This window comes from Falsiroseomonas stagni DSM 19981 (assembly GCF_900114315.1).
GTDB lineage: Bacteria > Pseudomonadota > Alphaproteobacteria > Acetobacterales > Acetobacteraceae > Falsiroseomonas > Falsiroseomonas stagni.
Map to the genome: position 1 here is coordinate 210,882 of NZ_FOSQ01000004.1, position 22,181 is coordinate 233,062.

The 22,181-nt window shown below is 70.9% G+C and carries 23 protein-coding genes and 2 tRNA genes; 13 read left to right on the plus strand and 12 right to left on the minus strand.

Annotated features, from left to right (window positions below):
- Positions 1 to 56 precede the first annotated feature (56 nt).
- On the plus strand, positions 57 to 383 hold the full coding sequence (locus tag BM041_RS13435; RefSeq protein ID WP_092960249.1) for an ETC complex I subunit: 327 nt from the start codon (positions 57 to 59) through the stop codon (positions 381 to 383).
- 22 nt (positions 384 to 405) lie between these two features.
- Positions 406 to 479: transfer RNA gene (locus BM041_RS13440), tRNA-Arg, on the plus strand.
- 3 nt (positions 480 to 482) lie between these two features.
- Here BM041_RS13440 and BM041_RS13445 read toward each other — a convergent pair.
- A complete protein-coding gene (locus BM041_RS13445) occupies positions 483 to 1,346 on the minus strand; it encodes a LysR family transcriptional regulator (protein ID WP_092960251.1) in 864 nt (287 codons plus the stop codon).
- Positions 1,347 to 1,446: 100 nt separating this feature from the next.
- On the opposite strand from BM041_RS13445, the gene BM041_RS13450 reads away from it, so the two are divergent.
- The 7 genes from BM041_RS13450 to BM041_RS13480 all read left to right on the plus strand — a co-directional run bounded on the left by BM041_RS13450 (position 1,447) and on the right by BM041_RS13480 (position 10,504).
- Positions 1,447 to 3,009 (plus strand): NADH-quinone oxidoreductase subunit L, encoded by a 1,563-nt coding sequence (locus BM041_RS13450; RefSeq protein ID WP_092960253.1) that lies wholly within the window; start codon positions 1,447 to 1,449, stop codon positions 3,007 to 3,009.
- A 14-nt stretch (positions 3,010 to 3,023) separates the two neighbouring features.
- On the plus strand, positions 3,024 to 5,588 hold the full coding sequence (locus BM041_RS13455; protein WP_092960255.1) for a YbcC family protein: 2,565 nt from the start codon (positions 3,024 to 3,026) through the stop codon (positions 5,586 to 5,588).
- A 300-nt stretch (positions 5,589 to 5,888) separates the two neighbouring features.
- A complete protein-coding gene (gene gyrA / locus BM041_RS13460; protein ID WP_281244547.1) occupies positions 5,889 to 8,693 on the plus strand; it encodes a DNA gyrase subunit A in 2,805 nt (934 codons plus the stop codon).
- Complete coding sequence (coaD, locus tag BM041_RS13465; RefSeq protein ID WP_092960259.1) at positions 8,686 to 9,207, plus strand: pantetheine-phosphate adenylyltransferase; 522 nt, start codon at positions 8,686 to 8,688, stop codon at positions 9,205 to 9,207. Before gyrA ends, coaD begins: the two co-directional genes overlap by 8 nt.
- Positions 9,208 to 9,338: 131 nt before the next feature.
- The gene (locus tag BM041_RS13470; protein ID WP_245762086.1) at positions 9,339 to 9,803 is read left to right on the plus strand and encodes a peptidylprolyl isomerase; all 465 of its coding nucleotides are present in this window, start codon (positions 9,339 to 9,341) and stop codon (positions 9,801 to 9,803) included.
- 46 nt (positions 9,804 to 9,849) lie between these two features.
- On the plus strand, positions 9,850 to 10,386 hold the full coding sequence (locus BM041_RS13475) for a peptidylprolyl isomerase (protein WP_092960262.1): 537 nt from the start codon (positions 9,850 to 9,852) through the stop codon (positions 10,384 to 10,386).
- A 42-nt stretch (positions 10,387 to 10,428) separates the two neighbouring features.
- Positions 10,429 to 10,504 (plus strand) — tRNA-Lys (locus BM041_RS13480).
- A 58-nt stretch (positions 10,505 to 10,562) separates the two neighbouring features.
- Here BM041_RS13480 and BM041_RS13485 read toward each other — a convergent pair.
- Genes BM041_RS13485 through BM041_RS13500 form a run of 4 tightly spaced genes read right to left on the minus strand, consistent with a single transcriptional unit; the run spans position 10,563 to position 13,762 of the window.
- Positions 10,563 to 11,396: a shikimate dehydrogenase family protein gene (locus BM041_RS13485; protein WP_092960264.1), complete on the minus strand. Its 834-nt coding sequence runs from the start codon at positions 11,394 to 11,396 to the stop codon at positions 10,563 to 10,565.
- Positions 11,393 to 12,169, minus strand: a complete 777-nt coding sequence (locus BM041_RS13490; protein ID WP_092960265.1) for an SDR family NAD(P)-dependent oxidoreductase — start codon at positions 12,167 to 12,169, stop codon at positions 11,393 to 11,395. The genes BM041_RS13485 and BM041_RS13490 overlap by 4 nt, the downstream gene beginning before the upstream one ends.
- On the minus strand, positions 12,166 to 12,711 hold the full coding sequence (locus tag BM041_RS13495) for a carboxymuconolactone decarboxylase family protein (RefSeq protein ID WP_092960267.1): 546 nt from the start codon (positions 12,709 to 12,711) through the stop codon (positions 12,166 to 12,168). The genes BM041_RS13490 and BM041_RS13495 overlap by 4 nt, the downstream gene beginning before the upstream one ends.
- Before the next feature lie 13 nt (positions 12,712 to 12,724).
- Complete coding sequence (locus BM041_RS13500; RefSeq protein ID WP_092960269.1) at positions 12,725 to 13,762, minus strand: amidohydrolase family protein; 1,038 nt, start codon at positions 13,760 to 13,762, stop codon at positions 12,725 to 12,727.
- A 210-nt stretch (positions 13,763 to 13,972) separates the two neighbouring features.
- Between BM041_RS13500 and BM041_RS13505 the strand changes: the two genes are divergently transcribed.
- The 4 genes from BM041_RS13505 to BM041_RS13520 all read left to right on the plus strand — a co-directional run bounded on the left by BM041_RS13505 (position 13,973) and on the right by BM041_RS13520 (position 17,077).
- Entirely contained in the window at positions 13,973 to 14,746 is a 774-nt protein-coding gene (locus BM041_RS13505; RefSeq protein ID WP_175533911.1) for an alpha/beta fold hydrolase, read from the plus strand.
- Positions 14,743 to 15,531: an alpha/beta fold hydrolase gene (locus tag BM041_RS13510; RefSeq protein ID WP_092960273.1), complete on the plus strand. Its 789-nt coding sequence runs from the start codon at positions 14,743 to 14,745 to the stop codon at positions 15,529 to 15,531. Before BM041_RS13505 ends, BM041_RS13510 begins: the two co-directional genes overlap by 4 nt.
- 2 nt (positions 15,532 to 15,533) lie before the next feature.
- Positions 15,534 to 16,124, plus strand: a complete 591-nt coding sequence (locus BM041_RS13515) for a DUF4286 family protein (RefSeq protein ID WP_092960275.1) — start codon at positions 15,534 to 15,536, stop codon at positions 16,122 to 16,124.
- A gap of 185 nt (positions 16,125 to 16,309) precedes the next feature.
- A complete protein-coding gene (locus BM041_RS13520) occupies positions 16,310 to 17,077 on the plus strand; it encodes a GntR family transcriptional regulator (RefSeq protein ID WP_092960277.1) in 768 nt (255 codons plus the stop codon).
- Here the strand turns inward: BM041_RS13520 and BM041_RS13525 are convergent.
- Genes BM041_RS13525 through BM041_RS13555 form a run of 7 tightly spaced genes read right to left on the minus strand, consistent with a single transcriptional unit; the run spans position 17,064 to position 22,165 of the window.
- Complete coding sequence (locus BM041_RS13525) at positions 17,064 to 18,038, minus strand: Bug family tripartite tricarboxylate transporter substrate binding protein (RefSeq protein WP_092960279.1); 975 nt, start codon at positions 18,036 to 18,038, stop codon at positions 17,064 to 17,066. The two genes, BM041_RS13520 and BM041_RS13525, sit on opposite strands and share 14 nt — an antisense overlap.
- 40 nt (positions 18,039 to 18,078) lie before the next feature.
- Entirely contained in the window at positions 18,079 to 19,251 is a 1,173-nt protein-coding gene (locus tag BM041_RS13530) for a CaiB/BaiF CoA transferase family protein (protein ID WP_092960281.1), read from the minus strand.
- Positions 19,248 to 20,198 (minus strand): hydroxymethylglutaryl-CoA lyase, encoded by a 951-nt coding sequence (locus tag BM041_RS13535; protein ID WP_092960283.1) that lies wholly within the window; start codon positions 20,196 to 20,198, stop codon positions 19,248 to 19,250. Before BM041_RS13535 ends, BM041_RS13530 begins: the two co-directional genes overlap by 4 nt.
- Before the next feature lie 5 nt (positions 20,199 to 20,203).
- Entirely contained in the window at positions 20,204 to 20,689 is a 486-nt protein-coding gene (locus tag BM041_RS13540) for a MaoC family dehydratase (protein WP_092960532.1), read from the minus strand.
- An 11-nt stretch (positions 20,690 to 20,700) separates the two neighbouring features.
- Positions 20,701 to 21,231, minus strand: coding sequence for an FAS1-like dehydratase domain-containing protein (locus BM041_RS13545; RefSeq protein WP_217648712.1), 531 nt, complete (start codon positions 21,229 to 21,231; stop codon positions 20,701 to 20,703).
- A complete protein-coding gene (locus BM041_RS13550) occupies positions 21,228 to 21,701 on the minus strand; it encodes an FAS1-like dehydratase domain-containing protein (RefSeq protein ID WP_175533912.1) in 474 nt (157 codons plus the stop codon). Before BM041_RS13550 ends, BM041_RS13545 begins: the two co-directional genes overlap by 4 nt.
- The gene (locus BM041_RS13555) at positions 21,698 to 22,165 is read right to left on the minus strand and encodes a MaoC family dehydratase (RefSeq protein WP_092960287.1); all 468 of its coding nucleotides are present in this window, start codon (positions 22,163 to 22,165) and stop codon (positions 21,698 to 21,700) included. Before BM041_RS13555 ends, BM041_RS13550 begins: the two co-directional genes overlap by 4 nt.
- Positions 22,166 to 22,181 lie beyond the last annotated feature (16 nt).

Below are 22,181 nucleotides of genomic sequence, written 5' to 3' on the forward strand. Positions count from 1 at the left end.
CCCGCCGGGTGTATTCTTGGCGCCCAAGCACCACTCCTTAGGAAGAGCGTCGCCGCATGTCGCGCGAAAGCCAGACCGCCCGCATCTACCGCCAGCCGAAATCCGCCATGCAGTCCGGCCGCGCCCGCACCGCCGACTGGGTCCTGGCCTTCGCGCCGCTCGGCCCGAAGCGCATCGACCCGCTGATGGGCTGGTCGGGGTCGGGCGACACCAATGCCCAGGTCAGCCTGCGCTTCCCCAGCCAGGAAGCCGCCATCGCCTATGCGCAGGCCCGCGGCATTCCCTATGACGTCGAAGCGACCCCGGTGGTGAAGGCCGACATCAAGCCCAAGGCCTATGCCGACAATTTCCGCTTCGGCCGCACCGAGAACTGGAGCCACTGAGCCGACCGCCTCGCGGCCTTCTGCACCCGTAGCTCAGCTGGATAGAGCATCGGATTTCTACTCCGTAGGTCGGGGGTTCGAATCCCTCCGGGTGCGTGCCTACCCCACCACCAGCTTGAGCAGCGGGTTGGGGAAGCGCCTGCGGCGCGTGATGGCGTAGAACGCCTCATGCACCGCGGGCAGGCGGCAATGTTCCACCAGCACGCCGGCCTCCAGCTCATCCACCACCACCACCGGCGGCACCAGCGTCACCGCGCCTGATTCGCGGGCCAGCAGGCGCAGCATGGCCATGTCGTCGACCTCCGCCAGCAGGCGGGGCGTGATGCCGGCCGCATCCATCAGCCGGTCGAAGCCGGCGCGCAGCGTGCTGCCGCGGCCGGGCAGCACCAGGGCTTCGGTTGCCATGTCCTCCGGAAAGCGCAGTGGCGTCGCGCGCTTGCGCCCCACCAGGCTCACCGGCTGGTCCGCCACCAGCGTGTTCTGCCATTCGCTGCCGGCGCCGATCGTCGCGGGCTGGTTCGCCAGAACCAGGTCCAGCGCATGGCCCTCCAGCTGCCCCAGCAGGTCCTCGAAGGCGCCGGAGCGGATCTCCAGCCCCACCTCCGCCTGGCCCAGCAGGGGGCGCAGCAGGTTGAGCTGGAAGTTGCGCGACAGCGTCGCCACCGCGCCTACCCGAAGCACCTGCCGGCGGCCCGGCGCCAGCCCCTTCAGCGTGTCCAGCAATTCCTCACCGGACCGGAACACCGTCTCCGCATGGGAAAGGGCGATGCGCCCCGCTTCGGTCAGCAGCAGGCCGCGCCCGCGGCGGTCGAACAGCTTCTGGCCCAGCTGCGCCTCCAGCGCCGCCACCTGCACCGACAGGGCGGATGGCGAGACGTTCAGCAGCTGCGCCGCGCGCGTCAGCGACCCCTCCCGCGCCACGGCGTGGAAGTAGCGGAGGTGGTGGTAGTTCAGCGCGGCCATGCCGTCCTTTCTGTCTGATAGAACGATCGGTTTCAATCTTTGAATTTTTCGGAATTGATTACCGAAGCTACATCCGCGCCTCCCCACCACGGAGGCTCCCTTGTCCGCCTGGCTGATCCTGCTCGCGCCCCTGGCCCCGGCCCTGGTGGCCTGCCTGCCCCGTCCTGACGAGGCACCGCGACGCATGGCGATGCTGTCCATCGCGGCCGCGCTGCTCGCGCTCGCGGTGGCGGCGGTCACGGCGGTGTCGGTCGCGATCGGCGGGCGGATCACGACGCCGACGCTGGGCGCGGCTGGAATCGGGCTCGGCCTGCACATCGATGGCCTCTCCGCCGCCGTCTTCCTGCTGGTGGCCTTCATCGGCACGGTGGTGCTGCGCTACTCGAAGAACTACCTGGCGGGGGATCCGGGGCAGGGGCGCTTCCTGCGCTGGATGTCGGTGACGCTGGCCGCCGTGCTGCTGCTGACCATCGCGGGCAATCTGGCGCTGTTCTTCCTGGCCTGGGTCGCGACCTCCATCGGGCTCAACAGGCTGCTGCTGTTCTACCCGCACCGGCTTGGGGCGGAGCTGGCGGCCAAGAAGAAGTTCATCGCCAGCCGCGTCGGCGACCTCTGCCTGCTGATGGCCGCCTGCCTGCTGCTGGGCGCCTTCGGCACGCTGGAATTCGCGCCCCTCTTCGCCGCGGCGAAGGGCCATGCGCCGGCTGACCTGCCGACCATCCTCGCGGGGCTGCTCATGGTGGCGGCGGCGCTGCTGAAATCCGCGCAGCTGCCGGTGCATGGCTGGCTGGTGGAGGTGATGGAGACGCCCACCCCCGTCTCCGCCCTGCTGCATGCCGGTATCATCAATGCCGGCGGCTTCCTGGTGCTGCGCATGGCGGACCTCGTCGTCCTTTCCGCGCCGGCGATGGAGATGCTGGTCGTGGTCGGCGGCGCCACCGCGCTGTTCGGGTCACTGGTGATGCTGACGCAGACCTCGGTGAAGGCGCAGCTGGCCTACAGCACGGTCGCGCAGATGGGCTTCATGATGCTGCAATGCGGGCTTGGCGCCTTCGCCGCGGCGGCGCTGCATCTGCTGGCCCATTCGCTCTACAAGGCGCATGCCTTCCTCGGTTCCGGCAGCGTTGTGGACCAGGCGCGCGCGGCCTGGGTGCCGCAGGGCGCGCCGCATCCCGCCCGTGTCGGCCTGGCGCTGGCCGCAGCGCTGGCCGCCTTCGCGGTGGTGGCGGGGCTGGCGGGCTGGGATCCCGTCTCCCACCCCGCGTCCTTCGTGCTCGGCGCGGTGCTGGTGATGGGTCTCGTCCATCTCGGCGCCCAGGCCTTCGAGGGTGTCTCCGCCCCCGCCTTGGCCGGGCGCGTGGCCGGGCTGGCCGCGCTGGTGGCGGTGGCCTGGTTCGCCCTGCAGGGCGCCGCGCAGCATGTCTTCGGCGCCAGCCTGCCGCCGGCGCCGGCGCTGCGCGGGCCCTTCGACGCGGCGCTGCTGGTGCTGGTCGTCGCCAGCTTCGCGGGCGTCATGCTCTTCCAATCCGCCATGGCGGCCCCGGGGCAGGGCCAGGCGGGGCAGCGCTTCTGGCTGGCCGCCCATGTCCATCTCTCCGCCGGCCTCTACCTCAACACCCTTGCCAACCGGCTCGTGCTGCGGCTCTGGCCCGCGCGGTCGTGACGGGAATCGATGCCATGACCATCCAGAACCCCATTGCCCTCGCCCCGCCCGCCGTGAGCGTGGCGGCCGACCGCCTGGCGCTCGAATCCGCCATTCATGAGGCCTGCGCCCGCATCGCGCCGCTCTGGCCGCTGCGCGGCTTCGTCGCGGTGAACCCCTTCCTCGGCTTCACCGGGCAGGGCTTCGCCGCCACCTGCGCCACCATGCGCCGCGTCGCGCGGGTGGATATGCTGATGCCGCGCGATTTCTACCTGGATGCGCTGGCCGAGGGCAGGATCGACGATGCCGCGCTGGAAGCGGCGCTGGCCGCGTCCCCCGCCATCCCCGGCGCGCCCGGCGATGTCGCCGCCCTGCGGGCCGCCGCGCAGCAGGAGCGCAGCTGGGACCAGACCCTGCCCGGCGCCCGCCACCCCGCCGCCGTCGCCACGGTGGCGGAGGTGCTGGACAGCCTCTCCGGCGGGGACCGGGAGGCATCGCGCACCCGCTTCATGATCGACGAGATCTCCCGCTGGTGTGGCGCCTATTTCGACGAGGGCCAGGCGAGCTGGCGGCTGCCCATCCGTCATCTCTCCCCCTATGCCGCCTGGCGGGCAACGGCGCGGCATGACCGCAACCCCGAAGCGATGGGCATCGAGGGCTTCCGTGCCTCCGTCCTCGCGCTGCCCTGCGACCCGGTGGAGGCGATCGGCGCCGTGCTGGCGGGCCTGCGCATCCCCGAACGCGCGCGGGTGGACTACCTGCATCGCGCGCTCTTCGACATCCGCGGCTGGGCGGCCTATGCGCGGCATCTCGGCTGGGTCGCGGCGCAGCAGGGCAGGGATGACGATTCGCTCGTCGGGCTGCTCGCGATCCGCATCGCCTGGGGCTACGCGCTGTTCCAGGCCCGGTCCCAGGATGGGCGGTTCCGGCGCGCCTGGACCCATGCCATCGCCGCAGCCGCCTCCGCGCCGCAGGACGGGCAGCTCGGGCTCGATGCGGAACTCGCGATCGACCTGCTGCTGCATGAGGCCTATGAGGAAGCGGCCAGGCGCCAGCTGGCGGGGCGGCTGCGCGCCCATGCGGCGGCGACGCCGCTGCGCCTGCCTGCCCGCCCGGCGATCCAGGCGGCCTTCTGCATCGATGTGCGATCGGAGGTCTTCCGCCGCGCGCTGGAGACGGCAATGCCGGGGGCGGAGACGATCGGCTTCGCCGGCTTCTTCGGCTTCCCCATCGAATACGTGCCCTTCGGCCGCACGCGCGGCGCGGCGCATTGCCCCGTCCTGCTGAAGCCCGCCTTCACGGTGTGCGAGGCCGTGCAGGGCGCGACACCGGCGGAGGAGACGGGCCTGCACGCGCTGCGGCGGCTGCGGCAGCGCGCGGAGCGCGCCTGGAAGGCCTTCAAGCGCTCCGCCGTCTCCTCCTTCACCCATGTGGAGACGGCGGGGCTGCTGTTCGGTGCCAAGATCGCCTCCGACAGCCTCGGCCTGACGCGGATCGTGGCGCATCCCCGCGATGCGGCGCTCGATGCCGCGACGGCCGCGCGGCTCGGCCCGCGGATCGAGGCGAAGGAGGAAGCCGGGCGGTTGACCGGCTTCGACGATGCGCAGCGCCTGGCGATGGCGGAGGCGGTGCTGAAGGGCATGTCGCTTGCGGGCACCACCTTCGCGCGCCTGGTGCTGCTGGCCGGCCATGGCAGCACCACCGTCAACAACCCCCACGCCGCGGGCCTGGATTGCGGTGCCTGCGGCGGCCAGACCGGGGAGGCGAATGCCCGCATCGCCGCCGCCATCCTGAACGACCCGGCGGTGCGCAGCGGCCTGGCCGGCAAGGGCATCCAGATCCCCGCCGACACCTGGTTCCTGCCCGCGCTGCACGACACCACCACGGACGCCGTGGCGATCTTCGGGGAGGATGCGGTCCCCGCCAGCCATGCCACCGACCTGGCACGGCTGAAGGACGCGCTGGCCCGCGCCGGTGCCCTCGCCCGGGTGGAGCGCGCCGTGCTGCTCGGCCTCGAAGGCGCCATGGACCTGGATGAGAGGATCACGGCCCGCAGCCGGGACTGGTCGGAGGTCCGGCCCGAATGGGGCCTGGCCGGCAATGCCGCCTTCATTGCCGCGCCGCGCAGCGTGACGCGCGGCCTGGCCCTCGGCGGCCGCGCCTTCCTGCACGACTACGATGCGGCGCAGGACGAGGGCGGGGGCGTGCTGGAACTGATCATGACGGCGCCTCTGGTCGTCGCCTCCTGGATCAACCTCCAGTATTTCGGCTCCACCGTGAACAACGATGCCTTCGGCAGCGGCAACAAGGTGCTGCACAACGTCATCGGGCAGTTGGGCGTGCTGGAAGGCAATGCGGGCGATCTGCGCGCCGGCCTGCCCTGGCAATCCGTGCATGACGGGGAGCGGTTCGTGCACGAACCGCTGCGCCTGTCCGTCTTCATCGCCGCGCCGGAAGCGGCGATGGAGGCGGTGATGGCGAAGCACCAGGGCGTGCGCGACCTGGTGGAGAATGGCTGGCTGCACCTGCATGCCCTGGCCGAGGGAGGCCGGGCGATCCGCCGCCGGGTGCCGGGCGGGGGCTGGGTGGAGGAAAGCTGAGCCGGCTGGGCCGGGCAGGGGGCACCCGCCTGGCGGGGCGGGCGACTCCGGGCTGATTCGGGGCTGTTGGGGGGCTGACCAGGGGCGGGTGGCCGTGGGCGGGGCGATTGGCGCAAAAACGCTGGTCGTGCTAGGGGTTGCGCGCGTCCGGGCCTTGCCGCGGGAAGCCCTGCGAGGGGCGTCCCCCGGGGGCCACCTTCCCGGATGCCCGGGAAGCGCCTAAGCCCCTCCACGGACCACCGAACGCAGCCCGGCCTCTTCCTCACCCAGCGGAGGCGGGACCGCCACAAGGATGCCACGTTGAGCGACAAGCCGACACCGCCTGACGAGCCGAAGAGCGATATCGCCCCCGTCGGCCTCGAAGACGAGATGCGCCGTTCGTATCTCGACTATGCGATGTCCGTCATCGTCTCCCGCGCCCTGCCGGATGCGCGGGACGGGCTGAAGCCGGTGCACCGGCGAATCCTCTTCGCCATGCACGAAGCGGGCTATTCCCACGACAAGCCGCACCGGAAATCGGCGCGCGTGGTCGGCGACGTCATGGGCAAGTATCACCCGCATGGCGATGCCTCGATCTACGATGCGCTGGTGCGCATGGCGCAGCCCTTCTCCATGCGGGTGCCGCTGATCGACGGGCAGGGCAATTTCGGCAGCATGGACGGCGATCCGCCGGCGGCCATGCGCTACACGGAAGTGCGCCTGGCCCGCGCCTCCGCCGCGCTGCTGGAGGGGATCGACGAGGATACGGTCGATTTCCAGTCCAACTACGACGAATCGGCGCAGGAACCGAAGGTCCTGCCCGCCGCCTTCCCGAACCTGCTGGTGAATGGCGCCGGCGGCATCGCCGTCGGCATGGCGACCAACATCCCGACGCACAACGCCGGCGAAGTCATCGACGCCACCCTGCTCATGATGCGGGAGCCGGATACGACGCTCGAGGAAGTCATGAAGATCATGCCGGGGCCGGACTTCCCGACCGGCGGGTTGATCCTCGGCCGAGCCGGCATCCGTTCGGCCTTCGAGACCGGGCGCGGGTCCATCCCGCTGCGCGCCCGCGCGACGATCGAGGAGATGCGCGGCGGCCGGTCCATGATCGTCGTCACGGAAATCCCCTACCAGGTCAACAAATCCACGCTGATCGAGAAGATCGCGGAACTGGTCCGCGCCAAGGCGATCGAGGGTATCAGCGACCTGCGCGACGAAAGCGACCGCGATGGCCTGCGCGTCGTGGTGGAGCTGAAGAAGGACGCGACGCCGGAGGTGGTGCTGAACCAGCTCTACCGCTTCACCCAGCTCCAGACCTCCTTCGGCGTGAACTTCGTGGCGCTGGACGAGGGCCGTCCCCGGCAGATGGGGCTGCTGGACGCCATCCGCGCCTTCATCCGCTTCCGGGACGAGGTGTTGCAGCGGCGTTCGCGCTTCCGCCTGAACAAGGCGCGCGACCGCGGCCACCAGCTGATCGGCCTGGCCATCGCGGTGGCCAATATCGATGAGGTCATCGCCGTCATCCGCGCCAGCGCCGATGCCAACGCTGCGCGTGGCGCGCTGATGGGCCGGGACTGGCCGGCGGGCGATGTCGGCGTGCTGCTGGAACTGGTCGATGACTACCGCAACGTCATCTCACCCGAAGGCACGGTGCGCCTGACGGAGGAACAGGCCAACGGCATCCTGGCGCTGCGCCTGCAACGCCTGACGGGGCTGGAGCGGGAGAAGATCAACGCCGAGCTCAGCGAGGTCGGCGCCACCATCCGCGGCCTGCTGGAGATCCTCGGCTCCGCCATCATCCGCCGCGAAGTGATGGTGCAGGAACTGGCCGCCGTGCGCGCCCAGATCGCGACGCCGCGCATGACGGAGATCGTCGACGGCTACGCCGAGCAGGATGATGAAAGCCTGATCGAGCCGGGCACGATGGTCGTGACTCTGACGCGCGATGGCTACGTCAAGCGCACGGGCCTCGACGTGTTCCGCAGCCAGAATCGCGGCGGCCGCGGCCGCAGCGGCGCGGCGACGCGGGAGGACGATATCGTCGTCCGCAGCTTCGTCGCGCACACCCACCAATGGGTGCTGTTCTTCACCAGCCGCGGCATGGCGTTCCGGGAGAAGATCTGGCAGCTGCCCGAGGGCGGCGCGACCGGCAAGGGACGCAGCCTGCGCCAGGTGCTGCAACTGCAGGATGGCGAACAGGTCACCGCCGTGCTGCCGCTGCCGCAGGATGAGGGGCTGTGGGAGAACCTGCACCTGGTCTTCGCGACCAAGCAGGGCAATGTCCGGCGCAACAAGCTCTCGGACTTCAAGAATGTCCGCGCCATGGGCCTCATCGCCATGAAGCTGGAGGAGGGTGACAGCCTGATCGGCGTCGCCACCTGCCGCGAGGGCGACGACGTGATGCTGGCCACCCGCAACGGCCGCTGCATCCGCTTCCAGGCGGAGGCCGAGCAGCTGCGCGTCTTCGCGGGCCGCGACAGTTCCGGCGTGCGTGGCATCCGCCTGCTGGGCGACGACAGCGTCATCTCGCTGGCCGTGCTGACGCATGTGGAGGCCAGCCAGGGCGAGCGCGAGACCTTCCTGCGGCACAGCGCCCAGAAGCGCCGCGCGGCGGGGGAGGAAGTCTCCGCCGATGCGGAGGCGCCGGCCGCCGCCGAGGACACCGACGACGCCAATGGCGAAGCCCAGCCGGTGACGGCGGAGCGCCTGGCGGAGCTTGAGGGCCTTGAGCAGATCCTGCTGGTCGTCACCGACCGCGGCTTCGGCAAGCGCAGCTCCGCCTATGAATACCGCGTCACCGGCCGGGGCGGGCAGGGGATCACCAACATCACCCTCTCCGCCCGCACGGGGCGTGAAGTGGTGGCGACCTTCGCCGTCCGGCAGGGTGATGGCGTCATGCTGGTGACCAATGGCGGCCGCCTGATCCGCCTGCCGGCCGACCAGGTGCGCGTCACCGGCCGGTCCGCCATGGGCGTCACGCTGCTGCGCCTGAACGAGAATGAGCGCGTCACCTCCTGCTTCCCGGTCATGGAAACGCCGGGCTCCGAGCCGGGGGATGACAGCGCCGCCGAAGCGACGACCGGGGAAGCGACGCCCGGGGAAGGAACCGCCGATGCCTGAGCTTCGCGTCGGGATCTATCCCGGCACCTTCGACCCGGTCACCAACGGGCATCTCGACGTCATCGCCCGCGCCGCCAGGCTGGTCGATCGGCTGGTGGTCGGCGTCGCCATCAATGCCGGCAAGGGCCCGCTGTTTCCGCTCGATGAACGGGTGGAACTGGTGAAGGCGGAAACCGACAAGATCGCCGCGCAGGCGGGGTCGGAGATCCAGGTCGTGCCCTTCACCGGGCTGCTGGTGGAATTCGCCCGGCAATACGGCGCGCGGATGATCATCCGCGGCCTGCGCGCGGTGTCGGATTTCGACTACGAATTCCAGATGGCGGGCATGAACCACCGGCTTGCCCCGGACGTCGAGACCGTGTTCCTGATGGCCAGCGAAACGAACCAGTTCATCTCCTCCCGCTTCGTGAAGGAAGTCGCGACGCTGGGGGGCGATGTCTCCTCCTTCGTCCCGCCGCTGACCCTCGACCGCACGCTGGTGCGCGTGCGCAGCCGCAAGGAAGCCGCCGAATGACCGTCCCGACCACCCGCCGCCAGGCGCTGATCGCCACCGCCGGCTTCCTCGCCGCGCCCGCGCTGATCCTGCCGCGCGATGCCGCCGCCCAGGGCGCCGCACCTGCGACGGACCCCGAGAACACACTGTTCATGGAGCTGAAGGATGGCCGCGTGACCATCCAGCTGCAGCCCGAACTGGCGCCCCGCCATGTGGAGCGCATCAAGACGCTGACGCGCCGCAACTTCTACGACAACACGCCCTTCCACCGCGTGATCGAGGGCTTCATGGCCCAGGGCGGCGACCCCACGGGCACCGGCACCGGCGGCAGCCCGCTGCCGGACCTGGCCGCCGAGTTCAGCCCGCCGAGCCGCGCCCGCTTCCTGCGCGGCACCTGCGGCATGGCCCGCAGCCAGGCGCCGAACAGCGCCAACAGCCAGTTCTTCATCATGTTCGCGCCCGGCTCCTTCCTCGATGGCCAGTACACCATCTGGGGCCGCGTCGTGTCGGGCATGGACGCGGTGGACAAGATCAAGCGCGGCGTCGGCCAGTCCGGCCAGGTGCCCAACCCGCCCGACCGCATCCGCACCATGCGGGTGGCCGCCGACGTCCGCTGACGTCACGCGCCCCCCGCCCCGCAAGCTTCCATCGGAGAGACGCAGCATGAGCGCCACCGCCCCCGAGAATACGCTGGTCCTTGAACTGAAGGACGGCAACGTCGTGATCGAGCTGCTGCCCGACCTGGCGCCCCTTCATGTCGAACGCATCAAGGCCCTGGCGGCCGAGGGCTTCTACGACAACACGCCCTTCCATCGCGTGATTGATGGCTTCATGGCCCAGGGCGGCGACCCGACGGGCACTGGCACCGGCGGCAGCAGCCACCCGGACCTGCCCGCCGAATTCAGCCCGCCCGGCAAGGCGAAGTTCGTCCGCGGCACCTGCGGCATGGCGCGCACCAACAACCCGAACAGCGCGAACAGCCAGTTCTTCATCATGTTCGCGCCGGCGCCGAGCCTCGATGGCCAGTACACCATCTGGGGCAAGGTGATCGAAGGGATGGACGTGGTGGACAAGATCAAGCGCGGCCAGGGCCCGAACGGCATGGCGCGCGATCCCGATCGCATCAAGACCGCCCGCATCGGCGCCGCTGCCGCCCCGGCGGCGGAAGGGGTTGACAGCACCCCGGCCGCCGACGCCTAACACGCCCCTCGCGCGGTCCCGTCACGGGGCCGCGCGACCTGGGAGCCCGTAGCTCAGCCGGTAGAGCACGTGACTTTTAATCATGGGGTCGTGGGTTCGAGTCCCACCGGGCTCACCATGCAACGTCAACGACTAGTGGCGCGATCCGCGCTGTCGCCGCGATCCGCCCTTCGCGCTCAGCCCGCGGCCCAGTCCCTGGCGGTGACAAACCGCGCCAGGATCGGCACCTGCTCCGTCAGCATCGGCAGCCCCGGATGGGTCGCGCAGCCGATCGCGGCGGCGGCCCGCAGGAAGGGGGTGACCTCGGGCTGCATCACTACCTCCGCCGCCAGCATGCCGGGCGTCATCCGGGTGCAGTCCACGGGCAGGGCATCGCCGGGATGCAGGCCGAGCGAGGTGGCGTTCACCACGATGTCGTGGTCTGCGGGGTCCGCCCCGGCAGCGGCGATCTCCCGGCCCGGGAAGGCGTGGCGCAGCCGCGCGACCAGCACCTCCGCCCGCGCGGCGCCGCGGTTATGGATGGCCAGCGCGCCGGCGCCCTGGCGCAGCAGGGCGAAGGCGATGCCTGCCGCGGCGCCGCCGGCGCCCGCCATCCAGATGCGCCGCCCGCGGATGGCGTGGCCGGCGGCGACCAGGCCCGCGCAGAAGCCCTCCCCATCGAATTGCCCGCCCAGCAGGCGGCCATCGGGCTGCACGCGGATGGCGTTGACGGCGCCGACCAGTCGCGCCTGGTCGGTCAGGTCATCGCAGAGCGCGGCGATGGTTTCCTTGTGCGGCACCGTGACGATGATGCCGCCGAGGTTCCGTAGCCGGCGCAGGCCATCCACCACCGCGGCCAGGTCATCCGGCTGCACATGCATCGGCACGATGACGGCATCCTGCCCCGCCGCCGCGAAATGCGCGTTCATGGCCGCGGGCGTTCGGATATGGCCGACGGGATGGGCGAGGATGACGACGACTTGCGTGTGCCCGCTGATGGAGGCCCGCGTCGCGAAATGCGTTTCCGTCATGGCGCGCCGTTCGCCGTCCAGCCGCCATCGACGGACAGCACCGCGCCATTAACGCTGGATGCCGCCGGGGAGGCGAGGAACAGCGCCATCGCCGCCACTTCCCGCGGCTGCACCAGGCGCCGCTGCGGGGACCGATGGCGCAGCGCCGCCGCATCAAGCCGGCCGCGCGCCAGCAGGTCCGACACCAGCGCCGTCTCCACATAGCCGGGCGCCAGCGCATTCACCCGCACGCCATGCTCCGCCCATTCGCAGGCGAGTGCCCGCGCCAGGTTCGCGACGCCGCCCTTGCTGCCGCAATAGGCCGCGCGCGCCGCGCCGCCCACGGCGTGGAACAGGCTGGCGGTGAACAGCAGCAGCCCCGACCCCTGCGCCACCATGCGCCGCCCGCCGGCCTGCGCCGTCAGGAAGGCGCCGGTCAGGTTGACGTCGATCGTCCGGCGCCATTCATCCTCGGTCAGGTCCAGCGTCGGCTTGTTGGCGGAGATGCCGGCATTCGCGTGCACAACATCGACGCCGCCCCAGGCCTCGTCCATCCGCGCGAAGGCCGCTTCGAGATCGGCGGCGACCGTGACGTTGCCGCGCGCGACGATCCAGCCCTCCGGCGCATCCGGCACGGGGCCGAGATCGAAGGCGCAGACGCGCGCGCCGCGGGCATGGAAGGCATCCGCCACCGCGCGGCCGATGCCCTGCGCCGCGCCGGTGACGATGATGCGCGTGCCCGGCGGCGGCAGCGGCGATGGGGTCACGTCCTCGGACAACGCGGCATCGTTCATGGCAGCGGATACTCCTCCAGGAAGGGCTGGTAGTCCGGCTCCACCTCCACGCCGAGCGTCGCCAGCAGCCGCACCACGCCGCAGTAATAGGCGATGGTGACGGTGAGGTCGGTGAGGCGTTCGGGATCGAGATGCGGGCGCAGCGCATCGAAGGTCTCGGTGGACATGCCGGGGCCGTGGAACATCTCACGCGCGCCTTGCAGCACCAGCTTCGCGAGGGGTTCGAGCGCGCTGTCGCCGCCATCGGTCTCGGTCGCGATGGCGCGGATATCGGCATCGGTGCAGCCGAATTCCTTGCCGATACGCACATGGTGCGACCATTCGTAGGGGCTGCGCGCCAGCCACCCCACCTGCATGATCGCCAATTGCCGCAGCCGCGGATCCAGCCGGCTGTGGAAGCGGATGAACATGCCGAGGTCGGTGAAGGCGCGTGCCGCGCCGGGGCTGTTGGCCATGACGCGGTTGAGCCAGATGTCGCGGGCGACGACATCCCGGTGCTCCGGCGGCAGGTCCTTCGCGGTCAGATAGGGCAGGCGGGCCACGCGGTGCTCCTTCTCAGCTGGCGATGCGATAGAAGCGCGCGGCGTTGTCGTGGAACAGCGCGGCCCGCTCCCACGCCGACCAGGATGCGGTGATGCGCTTGAAGGCGTTCCAGGCGGTGCCATAGGCGAAGCCCGCCTTGTCCACGGGGAAGTTGCTCTCGAACATGCAGCGCGTGGCGCCGAAGGCTTCCACGCAGGTCTCCACCAATGGCCGCCAGGCTTCCGCCAGGGTGGCGCTGTCCGGCGGCGCTTCCCGTTCATGCATGGCGAAGCCGAACAGCCGCATGCCGAGGCCGCCGATCTTGAGGTGCACGTTCTGGCAATGCGCGAGTTCGCGCAGGGCCGCGCCCCAGGCCGCCATCACATGCCGCCGCCGCGTGGCATAGGGGCCGATGCCGATGGCGCCGCCGACATGGTTCAGCACGATCGGCGTTTCCGGGAAGGCATCGGCCAGGTCGCGCAGCTCTGCGATCTGCGTGTGGTACATCCAGGCATCGAAGCTCAGGCCGAGCGGCGCGAGTTGCGCGAAGCCCTCGCGGAACCGGGGCTGCAGCATCAGCATGGGCGGCGGCGTCGCGAGCGATCCGCGCGCGGCGGCATCCGGGTGCCAGGCGGCGATGTGGCGGACGCCGCGGAAACGGCCGCGCCCGGCTGCGATCTGCGCTTCCAGCACATCGCGGATGGAGGCCCCTTCCGTGAGTTCCGCGAAGCCCACGATCCCCGCCGCCACCCTTGGCCCGCCCAGCGCTGCCGCGCGCTCCGCCATCTCCACCACGAACTCGGTCTCGCCCACCGGCTGGAAGCGCGCCTCCCCGGTGGTACGGTAGGCCGTGTCGCATTCGATGAAGACGCTGGCGCGGATGTCGTGGCCGCTGGCGGCGTCGACCAGGAAATCGTCGAGGAGATAGCGGCCCCGAGCCTCCCCCCACAGGTGATGGTGGGGGTCGATGATGGGCAGTCCCGGTTCCAGCGCCGCTTCCCGGTGCCGGGCCAGCCAGTCCGGCCGCACGGCGGGATGCCGCACCGGCGTATCGGATGCGGGCTGCGTCAAGGCGATCCTCCCCTTTTCTGTCGACACTCTTTGCGGGATCAGCCTAGGCGAGGCCCTGTCGGGCGTCGACTCCCCATGGGCCAGCTTCGGCCTGAAAGGCGCCTGCGCGCCGGGGCGGGATGGTTGACAGGGAAAGGGCCCGCACGCCTAACTGTCGACACAAGGGGGAAGCGCCGAGATGCCGACGATCACCATCCGCGCCCGGGGCGCATGACCGCGATCCCGCTGCATGGCCGCGCGATCGGCGCCGGCCCGCCCGTGATCCTGCTGCATCCCGTGGGCCTGGATGGCGGCTTCTGGGGCGGCCTGCCGGCGGCGCTGGCCACCGCGCGGCGCGTCGTCAGCCTCGACCTCGCGGGTCATGGCGCATCCCCAGCCGTGCTGCGGCCCCGGCCGATCGAGGCCTATGCCGATGACGTGGCGCTGGCGATCCGGGAACTCGGTGCTGGCCCTGCCGCGCTGGTCGGCCTGTCCTTCGGTGGCATGATCGCGCAGATGGTGGCGATCCGGCATCCCGGCCTCGTCTCCGCCCTGGTGCCCTGCGGATGCGGCGGGGATTTCCCGGACCCGGTCCGCCCGATGCTGCGCGAGCGCGGCCTGGTGGCGGAACGCGGCGGCATGGCAGCGGTGGTGGACGGCACGATCGAGCGCTGGTTCACCGAACCCTTCCGCGCCGATCCCGCCGTGCAGCGCGTGCGGGACCGCCTGCTGGCCGATGACGTCGCGGGATGGTCCGCGGGCTGGCACGCCATCGCGGGCCTGTCCGCGACGCCGCACCTCCCGGCGCTGACGGTGCCGGCACTCGTCATCGCGGGGGAGCGGGACGTGGCGACACCACCGGCCATGTCGGAAGCCACAGTCGCCCGCGCCATCCCCGGCGCCGCCTTCCAGGTGCTGCCGGGCGCGCCGCACATGATGCAGATCGAAGCGGAGGCCGCCTTCACCGCCGCCATCACCGGCTTCCTGCTGGGCGGGGTGGCATGAGCCTGCTGCACCATCGCCTGTCGGGCCGCGCCGTCAGGCCGGCGCCGACCCTCCTGCTGATCCATCCGATGGGCGCCTCGCTCGGCTTCTGGGATGCCTGCCTGCCGGCCTGGGACCCGCATTTCGCCGTGCTGGCCATAGATCTCCGCAGCGCCGGTGCCTCACCGCGTGGTGACACGCCGCCGGGCCTCGACCAGCATGTCGCGGATATCGAGGCGTTGCGCGCGTCGCTCGGCATCGAGCGGATGGTGCCGGTCGCCTGCGCCGTCGGCTGCATGGTGGCGGCGGCCTATGCCGCGCGGCATCCCGACCATGTCGCCGCCCTGGTGCTGTCCAACCCGACGCCGCGCACGGCGGAGGCCGCGCGGGCCATGCTGGTGGCGCGCGCCGCCGCGCTGCGGGCGCATGGCATGGCCGCGATCCTGCCCGGCGCGGTGGAGCGCCCCTTCGAGGCGCAGCCCCGTGACGCGCGCTACGATTCCTACCTCGCCACCTTCGCGGCGCAGGATGTGGCGGCCTATGCCGATGCGGTGGAAGGCTTCGCCACCGCCGATGCGCGGGCCGACCTGCCGCTGGTGCGATGCCCCACGCTGCTGGTGCCGGCCGCGCATGACCTGCTGCTGCCGCCCGCGCTGGCGGAGGAGGTGCAGGCGCTGATGCAGCCCGGCCTGGCGCGCATCGCCCTGGATGAGGAGGGCGCGCATTTCCTGCCCTACCAGCGCCCGGCGGCCTTCGCGGCACGCGTCCTCGACTTCCTCGCCCCGCTCACCCAGCCAGGAGCCTGACCATGGCGAACAAGGGTTTCCTCCTCGTCTTCATGAATCCCCCGCCCGCCTTCGATGAGGAATTCAACGCGTGGTACGACAGCGAGCACGTGCCCGAGCGCCTGTCGGTGCCCGGCTTCGTGACGGGGCTGCGCTACATGAACATCGCCGCCGGCGCGCCGCGCTACCTCGCCATGTATGACCTTGAAGGCTTCGGCGTGCTGGACACGCCAGAATACCACCGCGTGGCCTATGACAATGCCAGTCCCTGGACCAAGCGCGTGACGGCGCGCGCCCGCGTGCAGCGCTTCGCGGGGGACCAGGTCGGCCCGGGCCACCCCGTCACCGGCCGCGCGGCCCGCATCGGCATCATCCGCTTTCGCGGCCTGGCGCCGGAACAGGTGGAGGCGGTAAAGGCCGGCATGGCGGCGACCTGCCTCGACAGGCCTGCGGTGATCAAGCATCGCGTCCTGGTCGATCCCGGCAGCGGGGCGGGGGCTGATGTGATCGGCTTCATCGAGGCGCGCGCCCCGATGCCGGACGCGATCGACCCGGCGCTGTTCGGCAGCGCGGCCGACCATGTGGACCTGGTGGCGCAATACTCGCCGTTCTGACGGGGCGGATGACGCGAAGGGTGGGTTTGCGGTAAGCCCTGTCCCGATCCGGGCCGACGCCATGCGGCCCCCGATCCCCCGACCCTTCCCGCGATGACCGGGGGCGCGGGGGCAGGGGGCACGCGCAACCTCGGCCCTGCGCGGCCACCAGGGGGCGATGGCATGGGGCGGGATGAGTGACGGCGATGCCTGACCATGGGGGGGCTTCCGCCAATAGCGAACGCTTCCGCGCCACCATCCACCGCGTGCTCTCGCGCGGGGAGGCGCATGCCTCGCTCGTCATCGACATCGCCTGCACCATCGGCGCCGAGATCCTGGACGGGCTGCTGCCGCCGGGGCGTGACCTGAATTCCGTGGACCTCGCCCGGCGCTTCAGCACCAGCCGCACCCCGGTGCGGGAAGCGCTGGTGATGCTGGAGAAGGAGGGGCTGGTGGAGATCCCGCCGCGCCGCCGCCCCCGCGTCGCCATCCATGACCGGGACGAGATCCGGGAGATCTACCGCGTCCGCGCCGCCATGCTCGGCCTTTGCGCCAGCGAGGCCTGCGAACATGCCAGTGCGGAGGAGCTTGTCGAACTCCGGGACATCGTGACGGCGATGCAGGACGCCGCCAATACCGGCGACCGCGATGGCTACTACTGGGGCAATGTCCGCTTCCACGAACGCTTCGCCGAACTGGCGCGCAACCGCACGCTGCTGCGGCAGCTGGACAGCCTGGTGCTGCGATCGCTGCGCTTCCGGCGACGCACGCTGTCCAGCCCCGAACGGGTACGCCGTTCCATCGCCGACCACTCCCGCCTCGTCGTGGCGCTGGAGGACCGGGACCAGGCGCTGGCTTCCGCCTTGGCGAGTGCGAATGTGCTCGGCGCGCTGCGGATGCTGGAGGCGATGCTGGACGGAGAGGCGCGGGGCGAACCCCGCGCCGCCGCAAAGCGGCCGATCAGCCGAGGGTGATGCCGGCGTCGCGGATCACCTGCGCCGCCACCTCCCGCTGCCGTTCCACCCAGGCCGCGAAGACCTCCGTCGGCTGGCCGCCGAGGACGGTGCCGAGCGGCGCCATGCGGGCCAGCACGCCGGGGTCGCGGCACGCTTCCGCCACCGCAGCCTGAAGGCGGACGATCACCGGCGCGGGCGTACCGGCCGGGGCGAACAGCCCGTTCCAGTCATCCATGTCGAAGCCGGGGAAGCCGCTTTCCGCCAGCGTCGGCACATCGGGCAGCGTCGGCAGCCGTTCCGCCCCCGTCAGTGCCAGCGGGCGCGCGCGGCCGGTCTCGATCGGCGCGCGGGCGGTGGAGGAGGTGAGGATCATGCTGTCGATCTGGCCCCCCATGATGTCCCGCGCCGCATCCGCGCCGCCGCGATAGGGCGCGTGCAGCAGGCGGATGCCCGCCCGCTGTTCCAGCAGCGCCAGCGCCAAATGCCCCGCGCCCGCGGCCGGGGGCGTGCCGCAGGAGACGCGGCCCGGATTGGCCTTCGCATAGGCGATGAACTCCGCGACGTTCTGCGCCGGGAAGTCCCGCCGCACCGCCAGCACCTGCGGGAAGCGCGCGGTCTGCGTTACCGGCAGGAAGGAGGTGCGGTAGTCGAAGGGCAGGTCACGCAGCAGCAGCGGGTTGGTGATCTGGTTCGCCGCATCGACCAGGAAGGTGTAGCCATCCCGCGCCTGCAGCACGGCGGAGGCCGCGACCACGGCATTGCCGCCGGTGCGGTTTTCCACCACCACGTTCTGGCCGAGGATTTCCGCCATCTTCGCCGCCAGCGGCCGCGCGGAACTGTCGCCGCCGCCGCCCGCGGTGAAGGGGATGACCAGGCGGATCGGCCGCGTCGGCCATTCCCCCTGCGCCCGCGCGCCGCGCGCGATGAAGGGCACGCCGAGGCCGAGGGCCAGGGCAGCGCGCCTGCGGATCTTGGTCATGGTGGTATTTCCTCCCTTTTTGTGTTGGACGCTGCGTCGTTCAGCCCACCGCGCCGGCCTGCCGCATCGCGGCGATCTCGGCCTCCGCGTATCCCGCCGCGCGCAGCAGCCCGTCGGTGTGCTCGCCCTTGTCCGGCGCCGGCAGGGTGATGCGCGCCTCGCTGGCGGACAGCGTGATGGGCGCGCCCACCACGGCGATGGGGCCGAGCCGCGGATGCCCCACCGTGGCGGCCAGGCCATGCGCCTGCACCTGCGGATCGGCGAAGACCTGCTGGATGTCGTTGATGGGCCCGCAGGCGATGCCCGCCGCATTCAGCACCGCGACCCACGCCGCGGCCTTGCGCGTGCGCGTCACGGCGGACAGCGCGGTGGTGAAGGCGGGGCGGTTGGCCAGCCGCGCATCGGCGGTGGCGAAGCGCGCATCCTCCAGCAGATGCGGCGCCTCGATCGCCTCGCACAGCTTGCGGTACTGGCCCTGGCCGGAGGCGCCGATGACGATGTCCTGGTCCGCCGCGGGATAGACGCCCATCGGCGTGGTGTAGGGATGGTCGTTGCCGGTCTGGCGATAGACCTTGCCCTCCATCAGCCAGGCCGCCGCCTGGAAATCCAGCATCGCGACCTGCGCCTGCAGCAGCGATGCCTTCACCCACTGGCCCTGCCCGGTGCGGTCGCGGTCCAGCAGCGCGATCAGGATGCCGATGGCGGCGTAGAGGCCGGAGGTGAGGTCGGCCAGCGGGATGCCCGCGCGCAGGGGGCCGTGGCCGGGCAGGCCGGTCACGGACATCATGCCGCCCATGCCCTGCGCCACCATGTCGAAGCCCGGCCGCGCGGCGTAGGGCCCATCCTCCCCGAAGCCGGAGATGGAGGCGTAGACTAGGCGCGGATTCACGGCGCGAAGGTCATCATACCCGATGCCGAGGCGATGCTTCACGTCGGGGCGGAAATTCTCCACCACCACATCGGCCGAGGCGGCCAGGCGCTTCAGCACCGCGACGCCATCGGGATGCTTCAGGTCCAGCACGATGGACTGCTTGTTGCGGTGCAGGTTCTGGAAGTCCGAGCCATCCCGGGCGCCCGTCATGTCATCCTCGGCCGGGCCTTCCACCTTGATGACGGTGGCGCCCCAATCCGAGAGCTGCTTCACGCAGGTCGGCCCGGCGCGGACGCGCGTCAGGTCCAGGATGGTGATGTGGGCCAGCGGCGAATGGCTCATGCCGCCAGCCTGCGCGGCAGCAGGCCGCCCTTCATCACCTTGCCCGGCACGGGATGGCCGAGCATCGATTCCGCCATCTGCGCCGCGCGCACCAGCGCGGGCAGGTCGATGCCGGTGGCGATGCCCATCTCCTCGCACATATACGCCAGGTCCTCGGTGCAGATGTTGCCCGCCGCGCCCTTGTGGCCCGCGAAGGGGCAGCCGCCGAGGCCGCCGATGGAGCCATCGAACTCGCGCACCCCCATCGCCAGCGCCGCCATCGCATTCGCCATGGCGGTGCCGCGGGTGTCGTGCAGGTGCAGCTTGATGGAGAGGTCGGGCCAGCGATCGCGCATGGTGCCGATCATCCGGCGGATGCGGTCGGGTGTGGCCCAGCCCATGGTATCCGCAAGCGCCACCTGCTTCAGCGCGGATCCCGCCGCCAGCAGCGCGGCCTCGGCGCGCGCGACCAGGGAGACGACGCGGTCCACCGGCACGTCGCCCTCGAAATTGCAGCCGAAGGCCGCCATCATGCCGAGGCAGTCCGGCGCCACGCCGGCGGCCCGGTAGCGCGCGATCCAGTCCGGCACATCGGCGAAGGTCTCGTCGATGCTGCGGTTGGTGTTGCGCTTCACGAAGGCTTCGCTGGCCGTGAGCTGGAGGCGGCCATCAAGGTCCACGGTTCCGACCGCGATGGCGCGGTCGAGGCCGCGCGGGTTCAGCCACAGCGCGCGATAGGTCACGCCGGGATGGCGGCGGAGGCGGCGGAACACCGCCTCCGTATCCGCCATCTGCGGCACGGCCTTGGGGTTCACGAAGGACCCGGCCTCGATCTCCCGCACCCCGGCTTCGGCGATGGCGTCCAGCAGTTCCAGCTTCTGGTCCGTCGTCAGGATCGTGGGCTCGATCTGGAGGCCGTCGCGCGGGCCGACCTCCATCAGGTGCACGGTCTTAGGCAGGTCCCACATGGCGGTCAGCCCAGCACGGCGGGATCGAAGGGGTAGGGCACGGGCGGGCCGCCGCGGCGCGGCAGCACCACGCGGGCGGTGCCGGGCGTGCCTTCATTGCCCTTCTGGTCGCGCAGCCCGATGTCCAGATCGACGACGCCCCAGGCGCCGCGTTCCTGCTTCCCCGTCACGCGGCCCCAGGCGGTCAGCGTATCGCCGGGCACGTTCATGCCGCGGAACTGGAAGCCGACCTTCCAGGCCCAGCCGGTATCGCCGACCCAGTCGGAGAGGAGCTGGATCATGACATGCTGCTTCCAGCTGCCATTCACCATCACGTCCGGCAGCTTGTCGTGCTCGGTCGCGTATTTCCAGTCGTAGTGGATGCGGTGCCAATTCTCCATCGCCGCCGACCAGCGCATGATATGCGCGGTGGTCATCGGCCCCTTCACCAGCGTCGGGATGTCCTGCCCGATCTCGACATCGTCGAAGATGGCGCCTGCCGTGCCGTCCATGGCCGCTTCCTTCATCGGAGAATCATCGTGTTGACGGACAGCAGCAGCCGCTCTCCCGTCTCCGTCTCGTAGCTGTCCTCGATGACGACGAAGACGATCGGCCCGGTGCGGCCGTTGCGCTGGTAGATGTCGGCGTAGCGGCTGCGCAGCACGATGCGTTCGCCGGGCCGCGCGTGGCGGAAAAGCTCGTACTCATAGCCGCCATTCATCAGCCGCTTCAGCGGCACCACCACTTCCGGCAGGCCGGGGCGCAGCGCGCGGTCCACGCCATCGAAGTCGGGGCGATCCATCGCCGCCAGCGGGTCTTCCTGATCCTCCGCGCGGCGATGCGCGTGGACGGGGAAGCCCATCGGCGCCACCACGCCGCCATAGCGCGCGGCCGCTGCCTCATCCCAGTAGCGCGGCGCGTGGTCCATCACCGCCTGGTGGAAGCGCCGGATCTCGCTGGGCTCCACCGGATGGGTCGCGAGCTGGGGCGGGGAGACAGCGCCGATCACCGCCCTCACCGCGGGGGTGATGTAGTCCGGCACCATCTCGCTCATCGCCGGAACAGGATCGTGCGCAGCACCGCGCACAACTCCCCCCTCTGGTTCGTGAAGCGGCGCTCGGAGACGACCTGGCCGAGCCTTCCGGACTTGCCGTGCTTCAGCTTCGCATCGACCATCGCGGTGCGGACCGTGATGACGTCGCCGACGATCATCGGCTCATGGAACTCATACTCATCGGCGCCATGCACGGTCGCCTTCCCGAAGGGGAAGTCGTGTTCGTAGATGGTGCAGGTGAAGAAATAGAGCCAGAGCAGCGGCCAGGGCGCGACGACGCCGCGATAGCCCCGCGCCTTCGCCGCGGCCTCGTCGAAGTGGATCGGGTCGAAATCATCCATGCAGAGCGCCATGCGCCGCACGGCGCCAAGCTCCACCAGCGTGGTGACGTCCTCGCCCAGCGGGCCGATGAGGCTGTCGAGGAAGGCCTGCGCCTCGGCATCCGAGGGCCCGGTCACGACCGCGCTCATGCTCCTGCTCCCCGACGCGGCATCTCGACAAGGGCGGAGCCCGGCGTCGTCACCTCGCCCCGCTGGTTGGTGATGGAGCATTCCAGTTCGATGTAGGCGCGGCCCGCATCCTCATAGGTCCGCTTCACCTTGCCGTGGAAATGGGCGAGGTCGCGCGGCATGGTGGAGCCGCGGTTCTGGTCGGCGAAGCGCACCAGCCGCGCGTCCCGTCCCATCCAGTCCTTCACGATGGTCAGCAGCCAGGATGCCATGAGCGGGCCGGAGAGGATGATGCCCGGCAGGCCCTGCGCCTTGGCGATGTATTCGTCGTGGTGGAATTCGGATTCGTAATTGTCGCAGGCACCGGCCCAGCGGACCTGATGGCCCACCAGCATCGGCCCCCGCGTCACGCTCGGCAGGTCCTGCCCCTCCCGGAAGTCCTCGAAGAACCGCACCGGCGGCTCCCGCGTCTCGACCTTCAGCACAACCAGGCCCTCCCTT